Raw genomic sequence first — 11409 nt, 5'->3', positions numbered from 1 at the left:
AGTTCCGCGGGAGGCCCGGAGCGGTACCACCCGCCGCGATCGCGGTGAAAGGCGACGCGGCGGGGCGGCTGTCGCCCGGTGGCTATCGCTGCTTCGCGAGCCACTCGTCGAAGGTGGTCGGCGCGATGCGGGCGCCCGCGCGGGGCAGCAGTACCTCACCGGCCATCTCCGGGCCGAACAGCGACGACCACGTCGGCACGAGTTCGACCACGCGGCCGCGCGCGTCGTTGGTGCGCCGGGCCATGTCCACCAGGTCCTGCGGCCCGGGGCCGGCGATCTCGGGGTGGCGCCCCTGAGGCGCGCCCACGGCGATCTCGGCGAGGATGTCCGCCACGTCCTCGGGCGCGATGGGCTGGATGAGCAGCGGCGCGACGGTGGCGGCGCCGTCCCGCTCGGTCCAGCTCGTCACCATCGCGGCGAAGTCGTGGAACTGGGTGGCCGGAACGATCGTCCACGGCACCGGGCCCTCGGCCACGAGGCGTTCCTGCTCGCGCTTGCCGGCGTAGTGCGCGTTGCCCTCGACGCGGTCGACGCCGGCGATCGAGAGCAGCACGTGGTGGCGGACGCCGGCCCGCTCCCCGGCGGCGAGCAGGTTCCGGGTGGTGGCGCCGAAGTACGCCACCGCCTCGTCCCGGTCGGTCGCCGTGCAGTTCGTGGCGTCCACGACGGCCTCGACGCCGGTCAGTGCGGCGTCGAGGCCGTCACCGGTGGTCAGGTCCACACCGAGTGAACGGCTGACGCGTATGACGTGGTGCCCGGCCCGTTCCAGGGCGGTGGCGGTGAGGGCCCCGATGTTCCCGGTCGCTCCGGCGACGGCGACTCGCACGATCGGCATGGTGATCTCTCCTCTGTCTATCCGCTGCCGCCGGATATTATCTCGGACTAAATAGATCCGCAATGTCTCCGATAGGATCGGGGGCATGAAGCTGCCCGTGAGCACGGAATGGCTGTTGCACTGCGCCGCGTCGCTGGCGCAGCTCAAGCCAGGGGACACCGCGTCGGCGGCACAGCTCGCCCAGTACTTCGACCTGCCCGCGCCCTATCTCGCCAAGCAACTGCAGGCGCTGGTCAAGGCCGGCGTGCTGGCCGCGACGACCGGCCCGCGCGGTGGGTTCCGGCTGGCCCGGCCCACTTCCGAGATCACGCTTCTGCAGCTCGTCGAGGCGGTCGACGGCGCGTCCTCGCCGTACGAGTGCCGCGAGATCCGTCAGCAGGGACGGGGGGCACTGCCCGCCGAAGAATGCCGGACCCCCTGCATCCTCGCCGAGAAGATGGCCGAAGCCCACCGGGCCTGGCGGCGCAGCCTCGCCGCGACCTCGCTCGCCGACATCGTCGCCGCGCTGCCGCCGTCGGCTCCGTCCCGCACCCGTCTGCGCCTGACCGGGGCACCGTAGCGCGCCCGCCGAGCCCTTCTCTGTCCTGCCCGGCCGCCGGTTCCCGCCGCGCGGCCCGATCGAGGGGCCGTCCGGCGCCCCGCATCCGGTCTTGATCGTTCTTGCCGGGACGGCTAGTTTGATCGCCGTGCCGCCGGAAGGCGGTGCCGAGGCGATCACGTCGCGCGGGAAGAGCCCCGGCCGCGACGAGTCGCTCGACCACGTCACCATGGAGTTCGGGGCCGACTGACGATGAGCGCGGAAGAGGATTTCAAGCAGGTCGGCGCCGAGCTGGCCGACCTGGGTGTGCGGACCTCCAGGATGATGGGGAGTCCCGCGCTCAAAGATCAGGCGGGGAAGGTGTTCGCGAGCCTGCAGCGCGATGGCGCGATGGTGTTCCGGCTGGTCAGGGACACTCCCGAGCACGCGGCCGCGCTCAAGCTGCCCGGGGCGTCTCTGTTCGACCCCTCGGGGCGGGGCAGGGTGGTGAAGGACTGGGTGGTCGTGCCCCACTCCTCGGTCGAGAAGTGGACGGATCTGGCCGAGGCCGCCCTCAGCCGCCCACGCTGATCGGTAGGCCACGTCGACGATGGGTCGGCGGCCGCCGACCGTCTCCCGGATCGGCATGGCCTCACCGCCACAGCCCTCTATACGCGATCGATCACTGTCAACGCCGGCCAGGGCGAATGCGAAGACCGGACGTTAAGCGACAAGCTAAGGGATGTCCCCGATTGCGGAGCCAGGCCGGGCACGGGCATCATTTCGACGCGTGAAGTCAGTCCAGAGCCTCAAACGAAGAGCCACTCCGGTCGTGGAGTGGGCGCTGCCCCTGTGGACCCGGGGGCCGGCGGGTCGCGAGACCCCGGAAGACCTGTTCAGGGTCCTGTACACCGGGTGGCTGGTGGCGTTCGCCTTCAAGGTCCTCGGCGCTTCCTGGGACGTCTCCTGGCACTTCAAGTGGCTCCGCGACGACCTGGCGCCGCCGCACCTGCTGAACAGCGTCGGCACGGCCGTCGCCCTCGCGCTGACGGTCGTCCACCTCTACACCGGTTACGGCGTGGACCGCCTGGCCCAGCGCCTCATCGGCTGGGGCACCGGCGTCTTCCTGCTCGCGGTGCCCCTCGACCTGATCAACCACCGCGTCAACGGGCTCGACATCACCTCGTGGAGCCCGTCGCACATGCTGCTCTACATCGGCACGCTCTTCATGATCTGCGGGGTGATCCGCGGCTGGTTCATGGGAGCCCCCGCCGGGCGGGCCCGGACGGCCGTCCTCGGCGCGCTGTTCGTCTTCCTCTTCGAGAACGTCTGGTTCCCGGCGCAGCACCAGGAGTACGGCGTGTTCGGCCTGGCCGCCTGGGACCGCGGCAAGCCGGAGGCCGAGCCCATCCTGCTGCAGTTCGCCGCCGACCAGATGGGCCGGCCGGTGGACCGGGTGATGATGGCCAACTTCACGCTGCCCGTGCCCGACGCGGTGTACCCGCTCTACGCGGCGGGCGCCGCCATGATCGTGCTCATCGTCGCCCGCGCGATGATCGGCCGGATGTTCGCCGCGACCTCGGTGGCCGCCGCCTACGTCGCCTACCGCACCCTGATCTGGCCGCTGCTCGCGGTCGCCGGCTTCCCCCACTCGGCGGTGCCGGTCTTCCTGATCGCCGGGGCGGTCGCCGTCGACCTGGCGTTCCTCATCCCCATCCCCGTGGTCCGGGCGGTGGTCGGCGCGCTCGGCGTCACCGTCGTGCTCGACCAGGCGCTGCGGGTGCAGAACGCGCTGTTCACCTCCCCGCCCCTGGTGCCGCCGACGACCATGCTGGCCGGCGGCGTCCTGCTCGCCGCCCTGTGGCTGGGCGCCGAGTGGTTCACGCGGCGCCGCCGGCCGAAGGCTCAGGACATGGAGGCCGTGGTCAGCGCCACCGCGGCGCCGTAGGCCAGGCCCATCACGGTGATCTCGGCCGCCGCCCAGGCGACGACCGCCGTACGCTGCCGCGCGGCGACCCGCGGCAGCAGACGGAACCTGATGTGGGCGGCGAACGGGATCAGCAGCGCCACGCACACCGTCTTGGCCACCACCAGCAGGCCGTAGTCGCTGGTGAGAATCGCGTCCGGCAGCTCGACGCCGCGGGTCAGCGCCATCGAGGCCAGGCCGTTCACCAGGCCGGAGACGGTCACCAGGACCAGCGCCAGGGTGGCCAGCCTGGAGAACTTCGGCAGGGTCCGGGCCAGCAGCTCGCGGTCGGCGGCGACCAGCGCGATGACGGCGATCAGCCCGCCGGTCCACGCGGCCGACCCCATCACGTGCAGCTCCATCGAGATCATGATGGGGTCGTGCCAGACCGAGTCGACGGCGTGGCCGGTGACCGGGATCGGCAGCAATCCGAAGAAGGCGATCACGATCCGCAGTTCGGCGGGGACCTTCTCGCCGAACCGTACGGCCAGCAGCCCGATCCCGGCGTAGGCGAGCGCGCAGGCGGCGCTGAACAGCATCCCCTGGCCCGCGCCGACGTCGTTGACGTACTCGGCGATCATCTGCGGGGTGGGGACGGTCCCCGGGTTGAGCTCGGCGGTCTGGAAGACGATGACGGCCAGCGCCAGCACCGCCCACGCCCAGGCGAACGTCACCGCGGCCGGCCGGGCGCGGCGCAGCACCGGCTCGGTCCGCTCCTCGTCGTCGAAGCCGAGCAGCCGGGGCAGCACGCTCAGCCCGACCACCGCCACGGCCGCCAGGTCCAGCAGCACCCGCAGCACCGGCAGGCCGTACTCCACCAGCGGTCCGGGCAGCGGGATGCCGGGTACGGCCTCCTCGGCGGTCAGCGCCGTCGCGGCCAGCACGGCGAGCACGGCTCCCGACGCGAACCCGCCGGTGACCAGCCGCCGGGCCGTGCGCGCCCGCGGGGCGCGCCCCCGGTCTCCGGGGTCTCCACGGCCCGCCCGGTCTCCCCGGCGTTCTCCGGCCTCCGGGCCGTGCCGGCCTCTTCGGGCCTCCCGGCGCCGGAGGCAGTCGCGGTTCCCGCGGTCTCCGATGACGCGGTCATCGCTGTCCCTCCCGCCCGCCGGCACGGCGCATCGCCACCACGGTGGCCCCGCCCAGCAGGACGAGCGCCGCGGCGATCCACAGCACCGCCATCCCGGCGCCGCCGTTCTGCGCGGCCTCGGCGGCCTGGGCGCTCAGCTCGGGCGAGCCGAGCGTGGCGGAGTCCTGGGACGCGGGGGAGGCGCCGGAATCCGCGGACCCGGGGGAGCCGGGGGACGCGGAGGAGACCGCCTGTGGTGAGGCTGCGGCGTCCGGCCCGGCGGCGGTCAGGGTGAAGGTGATCTTCCCGGATATCGGGTGGCCGTCGGAGGACAGGACGCGATAGCCCACGGCGTACTCACCGGCCGGGCCCAGCGGCTTGAGGGCCACGCCGACCTTCGGGCCGTTCACGGTCGTCGCGCCGTCCTCCCAGCGGGACCCGTCGGGCCCGGTCACGCTGATCTGCGCGAAGCCCTGTCGTGCAGGCTGGTCGAACGTCAGTGTGATCCGCTCGGGCCCGGCGGAGAGCCGGGCGCCGTCCTTCGGATCGCTGCCGATCAGGATGTTGTGGGCCTGCGCGGGGGCGACCACGCCGAGCAGCGCGGCGCATGCGAGCAGCAGGACCGTGAGTAGCCGCCTCACCGGTCGTGACCTTCCGTTGGGTTCTGCATGACCCCGACATGGTCCCATCACCGGCCCCCGCCCGGTGAACCGAGCGGCCCGCGACCGTCGGAAGGGGCCGCTGCTCGAGTCCGCGCCGATGTCCACGGCCAAGGACGACGGCTTCAGCGTGTACGAGCAGGGCGCCGGGCGGGCCGGCCTGCTGCGCCGAACGGAGGAGACCACCCGCCGAACGACCGCTGCCGTGCCGGTGACGTGAGCGTCACCGGCACGGCGGCGGTCTTTCGATCCTCACACGAGGTCGCCGGCCGCTACCTCGCCGGCCTCACCTCGGCGTCCGTCATGTTCCGACCCCGCCGCCCCGGACCGTCGGACGGGCCTCAGGGCAGCCGCAGCCAGAGGGCGGGGACGTTCGGCGGTTCCCAGCCCGCCACGGCGGTGTGCGCCTGACGGCACTCGTAGCCGACGCCCGCGTGGGTGACCCGGACGCCGGGCGTGTAGGCCGTTCCGGCCTTCCACGCCGGGTAGGCGCCGGTCGGCGTCGCCGTGGGGGTCACGGTCGGCGTCGCGGTCGGTGTCACCGTGGGGGTCGCCGTGGGGGTCGCCGTGGGCGTCACGGTCGGCGTCACCGTCGGGGTCGCGGTGGGGGTGGCGCCGGAGCAGGCACCCAGGTCCTTCCAGGTGTCGCCGGTGCCCGGCTCGTTGTTCTGGGTCCACCACCTGGCCTCCCACTGCCTGCCCCGGTGGGACACCCTGGCTCCGCCGGTGTAGACCTGGGTGGCCGACCACGCGGGAGCGGTGCAGTCGCCGGTGCCGCCGGTCGGGCCGGTCGGGGTCGGCGTCGGGTTGACGACCACGCCGCCGCGGGCGTAGTCGGCGGTCAGGCCGTAGGTCCTGCCGCCGAAGCTCACCGTGAAGTTCGCCGGGGTCGGGGCGGGCAGGTAGTAGACGTAGTCGATGGTGACCGACGCGCCGGGGGCGAGCGGCTCGGAGGCCCGCAGCTTGAACGAGACGCGGTTGAAGTCGCCCTTCAGGCCGCCGATGTTGTTGCTCGCGGTGTGCTCGCTGCTGATCACGGTGAGGCCGTAGCCGGACTGGTCCCTGGCGGTCCCGGGGGCGGAGCTGGCGTAGTCCCACTGGAACTCGGCGCCGCCGGGGATGGTCGTCGCCGACCTGTTGGTGATCTTCAGCTTGCCGGTGATCGGGTAGTTGCTGTCGCCGACCGGGAACCCGCCGATCTCCACCTGCGCGTCGAGCTTCTCGGCGGGCACGTTCACCTTGGCGCGGGCGGCGCCGTACGGCGCGGCGGTCTTGAGCGTGTCGTACAGCTTCGTGGTGAGCGTGTCGCCCATGAACCACTCGCTCTTCGCCGGGTCCCACGCGTAGTCGCCGGCCAGCTCCCAGATCATCACGCCGCCGATGCCCTTGTCCCTGACGTAGGCGGCCTTGGCGGCGATGGACTGCTCGTCCTCGGTGGACAGGAAGACCTTCTTGTCGGCGTTCCACAGCCACGGCGCGACCATGGTGGAGTCGTACTGGCGGGTGTAGGTCCCGGTCAGCCGGTCCTCGGGGTCGGCCGGGTCGAGGCCGTAGGCGGGGCCGTACGACCCGGCGCGGCCCTCGGCGAGGTTCTTGGCGTGCCAGAGCGGGTTGCCGCCCCCGCCGACCTCGGCGCCGTTCTCCTCGTCGTGCCAGAGGTTGTCGATGCCGCGGGCGCCGTCGCCGCAGGTGGTCAGGCCGGTCGGGCACCCGCTGGTGCTCTTGGAGATGCCCCACAGGCCGTTGGTGCCGCCGGTGACGTTGCGCCAGCCGCGGGTGTAGTACGGCACGCCGATGTTGATCCGGCCGGCCTGCACGGCGCCGCGGAAGTAGTGGTAGGCCCAGTCGGTGTTGAGGTAGCCGATCCCGCCGTACTGGGCGGCGGTGTAGACGCCCCACTTGGCCAGCTCGGCGTCCTTGCCGTCGTCGTAGAGGGCGGCGTTGGGGCCGACGAACTCGTTCCACGCGCCGTGCAGGTCGTAGGACATGATGTTGACGTAGTCCAGGTACTGGGTGACCTGGAAGGTGTCCATGCCGCGCAGCAGGTAGCCGGACGACGGGGCGGCGACGGTCAGCATGTAGTACCTGCCGTCGGCGACCGCGGCGGCGTTGAGCCTGTCGCGCAGGGTCTTCATCAGCTGCGCGTAGTTCCGCATCAGCGTCGGCCGGCGGGCGTTGGCGATCTGCCAGTCCAGCGGGTGGCCCGCGTCCTTCATCGACGTGGGGTACTCGTAGTCGATGTCCACGCCGTTGAAGCCGTACTTCCTGACGAACGCCACCGCCGAGTCGGCGAAGGCGTTGATGCCGGCGGTGTTGGCGGATCCGTCGGCGTTGGTGGTCATGGTGTAGAAGCCGCCGGAGGCCCGGCGGGTGCCGCCGTCGTCGATGTAGCCGCCGCTCTCCGCCCAGCCGCCGACGCTGATCAGCGTCTTGGCCTCGGGGTGGGCCTTCTTGTACTTGTTCAGCAGGTTGAAGTGCCCCTTGTACGGCAGGCCGGGGTCGGGCGTGTCGATTCCGGGCCACTCCATGCCGGTGGCCGCGTTGTCCGGCCCGTCGGCGCCGACCGAGATCTTGTTGTCCGGGCCGACGTGCGCGAAGGCGTAGTTGATGTGGGTGACCTTGCCCCAGGGGATGTTCTTGGCGAGGTAGGCGGGCTGGCCGTTCTTGCCGGTCCGCCAGCCGGTGAAGTAGCCGATGACCCGGCGGGGGTGGTCGGCGCCCATCTTCTCCCGGCCCGCCTCGTCGTAGACCTGGCAGAAGGGGACGGCGAGACCGGGGGTGGTGTAGAGGCCGTCCGGGCGGCAGGCCTCGTCGTCGGCGGCGGCGCCGGCCGTGCCGGCCAGCGCGCAGGCGATCAGGGCGAGTGACGCGCCGGCCGCGGCGAGGCCGGTGCGCAGGCGTGAGGACATCGGGAGAGTCACCTCCGGGGTGAGGACGTACGCTGCGATCCCGCCCCCCACGGGTCATTGACCGGAAGTTATGCTTTCCGACCTGCGCCGTCAATGCTCTCTTTTAAGAAACTTTACTTATAGTTCTCCCATTGTGCTCTTCCGGTCACGTGGTGGCGCGGGCCGCCGCGGAGGTGGGGCCGGGGTTCGGAGCGGCGGAACGTGAGGCCGGTGTGCCGGTCACGTGGCCGGGCCGCCGTCCTCCGTGGTGTCTGCGGTCTCCGTGGCCTCCGTGGCCTCCGTGGCCTCCGGGGCCTCCGGGGCCTCCAGGGCGGCCCGGAGGGCGCCGAGGAACTCGGCCGAACCGCGGCCGTTGACGAACCGGTGGTCGTAGGCCAGCCCCAGGGTGATCACCTTTCGTACGGCGAAGCCCCCGCCGCGCTCCGCCACCACCTCCGGGCGCGGCGCGGTGAGCGACAGCGCGCAGATCTGGCCGGGGAACACGATGGGCGTGGCCGCCACGACGGCGGCGTCGGTGTGCAGGGTGACCGTGATGTTGCCGCCGGAGAGGTCCCGCTCGCGGAACACGCCGTTCAGCGCGGTCTCGCGGAACCGGGTGAGGTCGCGGGCGATCTCACCGAGCGGGCGCCGCCCCGCGTCCCGCACCACCGGGACGAACATCCCCCCGCCGACGTCCACGGTCACGCCGACATGGGCGGAGGAGGCCGGGCGGGCGCGGCGGCCGTCGACGGGTGCGGCGAAGAAGAGGGGGAAGCGGTCGAGCAGCCGGCCGGTCGCCCCGACGAGCAGCTCGGGCAGCCCGACGAGGGCGCGCACCCGCCGGGTCTCCCGGCGGGCGTGGGCCAGCGCCTCCGTCACGTCGACCCGCACCGCGGTGAACGCCGCTGGGATCTCCCGGTGCGACCGCTCGACGACCTCGGCGACCCGCCGCTGGTTCCGCGAGAGCCCGGTCAGCCCGGCCTCGTCCGGCCCGGCTCCGGCCTGCCCGGCCTCGTCCTGCCTGGCTTCGGTATGCCCGGCTCCGGCCTGCCCGGTTCCCTCCGGCCCGGGAGCGGATGCGGCGGAGGCGGGCACGACGCCCGGCACGACGAGGGGCTCCAGGTCGGCCCGCCGGACCAGCTTCCTGCCCAGGGCCAGCACCCGCCCGGTGGGGATGCCGTGCTCCGCCATGAACCGCCGGGCGGGCTCGGTGATGACGACCCCCTCCGGGTGTCCGGCCCCGGCGGGATCCGCCGGGGGGAGTGCCCGGCCGGAGGACCCCGCTCCGGCCGGGCCTCCCGGCTCCTCTCCTTCGCCGAGCAGCCGGGCGATCACCTGGCCGGGCGCGCACTCGGCGCCCTCGGCCAGGAGGCGCAGCAGCGTGCCGTCGGCCTCGGCGGTCAGCTCCTCGGCCGCCTTGGACGTCTCCAGCACCACCAGCGGGTCGCCGCCCCGCACGGCCTGGCCGTCCTCGGCGGTCCACTCCACCAGCAGGTAGGCGGCGTCGTTGTTGTTCAGCTTCGGTACCCGGACCTCGATCAAGACAGGGCCTCCACGATCGCGTCCCGGATGCGGGCGGGCTGGACGAGGACTTCGCGCTCCAGGTGGGGCGCGGCCGGGATGACGCTGTCGGCCGCGCTGAGCAGGGTGATCGGCCGGCGCAGGGAGGACCAGAGCCGCGGGTGCAGCACCCGGGCGACCTCGGCTCCCCAGGTGCCGCCCTCGCTGCCGTCCTCCACGACGCACACGTGCCGGGCGCGCTCCAGGCCGGGCAGCTCCGGCAGCGGGTGGAGCCGGGCGGGCACCAGCAGCTCGCAGGCGATGTCGTCCTCCAGCAGCAGGACGCGCATGGCGTCGAGCGCCCGGTGGACCATGCCGCCGTGGACGACGATCGCGCAGTCGGGCTCGGCCACGCCGTCCAGGCGGACCCGGGCGACGTCCCCGGTCACCTCGTAGCGGAACAGGTCGTCCACCACGCCGCCCTCGTACATCCGCCGGGTGTAGAGGACCTTGTCCTCGAAGAACAGGCAGGGCCGCCCGAGCGCGAACATCCGCGCGAACAGCTCGCCCGCGTCGTGGAACGGGGTCATCTCGAACAGCGACAGCCCGGGGACGCCGATGAAGTGCTTCTGCGGGCTCTGGCTGTGGGTGGGTCCGTAGCCGCGGTTGCCGCCCGACGGGCAGCGGACGACCAGCGGGATCGGCACCGGCCGGCCGTACATGGCGGTGGACTTGGCGGCGAAGTTCACGATCTGGTCGAAGGCGAGCGCGACGAAGTCGGCGAACATGATCTCGACGATCGCCTTGCGCCCGGCCAGGGCGAGCCCGGCCCCGACCCCGGCGATCGCGCCCTCGCTCAGCGGGGTGGACCGCACCCGGTCGCCGAACCGGGTGGACAGCCCCCGGGTGACCTTGAAGGCGCCGCCGTAGGGGTCGGAGACGTCCTCGCCGAGCAGGTGCACGTCCGGGTCGGTCTCCATCAGGTCGTGCAGGGCGTGGTTGAGGTGCTCGGAGACGCGGGTCACGGCCGCTCCCACGCCGACGGCGGCCGGGCGGTGACCTCGGCCGCGATCCGCTCGACCAGCTCGCGCCGCTCGCGGTCGATCCGCGCGAAGGACTCGGGGAACAGCCGGGCGTAGCGGTCGTACCAGTCGTGGGCGGCGGCCAGGGCGATCTCCTCGGGGGCGCGGGTGTCGTCGCCCTTGCTGTGCGGGCCGACCCGGTGGGTGGCGAACTCCACCACCAGCGGCCGCGAGTCCTGGCGGACCATGGCGACCAGCGGCGCCAGCTCGGTGCGGATCTCGCCGACCTCCAGGGACGTCACGCGGTGGTGCAGCACGTCGAAGGCGGCGGCGCGGGCGGCGACGCGGCCGGACATCTGCGCGGCCGTCGGGGTGGACTGGGCGATCCCGTTGTGCTCGACCACCACCAGCAGCGGGACCCGCCAGAGCTGGGCCATGTTGAGCGCCTCGTAGACCGCGCCCTCCCCCCAGGTGCCGTCGCCGATGTAGGCGCAGGCCAGCGCGCCGGTGCCCTTGAGGGCGAGCGCCACGCCGGTCGCCACCGGCAGGCTCTCGCCCTGGACCCCGGTGGAGAGGAAGCGCCGGTGGTAGACGTGCTGGCTGCCGCCGACGCCCGCGCAGAGCGCGCCCTCGCGGCCCATGATCTCCGCGAGCAGCCCGTACGGCTCGGCGTGCCTGGCCAGGAAGTGGCCGTGCCCCCGGTGGTTGCTGAGCACGAAGTCGTCGTCGCCGAGCAGCCGCGACAGCGCGACCGGGATGTACTCCTGGCCCAGGCAGGTGTGGGTGGTGCCGCTCAGCTCGCCCGCCTCGAAGAGCCTGAGGAGGGTGAGCTCGAAGTGCCGGATCAGCAGGAGGAGTTCCAGGTCCTCCGGCTCCGGCGGCGGTGGTTTTCTCCGTGCGCCCGAGGGCGTGGTGCCCGTGGGCGCGGGGACGGTGACGGTCACGTGGGCGCTCCT

10 protein-coding genes are annotated in these 11409 nt (G+C 72.9%); 3 read left to right on the top strand and 7 right to left on the bottom strand.

The annotated features are described in order from the left end of the window. Positions 1-82 precede the first annotated feature (82 nt). Positions 83-835, bottom strand: coding sequence for an SDR family oxidoreductase (locus tag ACQP10_RS27620; protein WP_399499422.1), 753 nt, complete (start codon positions 833-835; stop codon positions 83-85). Between the two features lie 85 nt (positions 836-920). Here ACQP10_RS27620 and ACQP10_RS27615 point away from each other — a divergent pair, with 85 nt between their 5' ends. From ACQP10_RS27615 to ACQP10_RS27605, 3 genes are all read left to right on the top strand, one after another. Then, positions 921-1394, top strand: a complete 474-nt coding sequence (locus ACQP10_RS27615) for an RrF2 family transcriptional regulator (protein WP_346023074.1) — start codon at positions 921-923, stop codon at positions 1392-1394. A 231-nt stretch (positions 1395-1625) separates the two neighbouring features. After that, a complete protein-coding gene (locus tag ACQP10_RS27610; protein ID WP_433540011.1) occupies positions 1626-1943 on the top strand; it encodes a hypothetical protein in 318 nt (105 codons plus the stop codon). 199 nt (positions 1944-2142) lie between these two features. Continuing rightward, on the top strand, positions 2143-3300 hold the full coding sequence (locus ACQP10_RS27605; RefSeq protein WP_179826837.1) for a hypothetical protein: 1158 nt from the start codon (positions 2143-2145) through the stop codon (positions 3298-3300). On the opposite strand, the gene ACQP10_RS27600 is transcribed toward ACQP10_RS27605, so the two are convergent. The 6 genes from ACQP10_RS27600 to ACQP10_RS27575 all read right to left on the bottom strand — a co-directional run bounded on the left by ACQP10_RS27600 (position 3258) and on the right by ACQP10_RS27575 (position 11397). Further along, positions 3258-4211 (bottom strand): copper resistance D family protein, encoded by a 954-nt coding sequence (locus ACQP10_RS27600; RefSeq protein ID WP_433540010.1) that lies wholly within the window; start codon positions 4209-4211, stop codon positions 3258-3260. The two genes, ACQP10_RS27605 and ACQP10_RS27600, sit on opposite strands and share 43 nt — an antisense overlap. A 190-nt stretch (positions 4212-4401) precedes the next feature. Continuing rightward, positions 4402-5025: a copper resistance CopC family protein gene (locus ACQP10_RS27595; protein WP_346023071.1), complete on the bottom strand. Its 624-nt coding sequence runs from the start codon at positions 5023-5025 to the stop codon at positions 4402-4404. A gap of 359 nt (positions 5026-5384) precedes the next feature. Beyond that, a complete protein-coding gene (locus ACQP10_RS27590; protein WP_433540009.1) occupies positions 5385-7952 on the bottom strand; it encodes a chitinase C-terminal domain-containing protein in 2568 nt (855 codons plus the stop codon). A 219-nt stretch (positions 7953-8171) separates the two neighbouring features. Further along, entirely contained in the window at positions 8172-9473 is a 1302-nt protein-coding gene (locus ACQP10_RS27585) for a 2-oxo acid dehydrogenase subunit E2 (protein ID WP_433540008.1), read from the bottom strand. After that, positions 9470-10456 (bottom strand): alpha-ketoacid dehydrogenase subunit beta, encoded by a 987-nt coding sequence (locus ACQP10_RS27580; RefSeq protein ID WP_346023068.1) that lies wholly within the window; start codon positions 10454-10456, stop codon positions 9470-9472. The genes ACQP10_RS27585 and ACQP10_RS27580 overlap by 4 nt, the downstream gene beginning before the upstream one ends. Further along, complete coding sequence (locus tag ACQP10_RS27575) at positions 10453-11397, bottom strand: thiamine pyrophosphate-dependent dehydrogenase E1 component subunit alpha (protein ID WP_346023067.1); 945 nt, start codon at positions 11395-11397, stop codon at positions 10453-10455. The genes ACQP10_RS27580 and ACQP10_RS27575 overlap by 4 nt, the downstream gene beginning before the upstream one ends. Positions 11398-11409: the final 12 nt, after the last annotated feature.

This window comes from Streptosporangium sandarakinum (genome assembly GCF_050942225.1).
Classification (GTDB): Bacteria; Actinomycetota; Actinomycetes; order Streptosporangiales; family Streptosporangiaceae; genus Streptosporangium; species Streptosporangium nondiastaticum.
The sequence above is the reverse complement of the archived record's forward strand: the minus strand, read 5'-3'. Positions and strand labels throughout refer to the sequence as shown.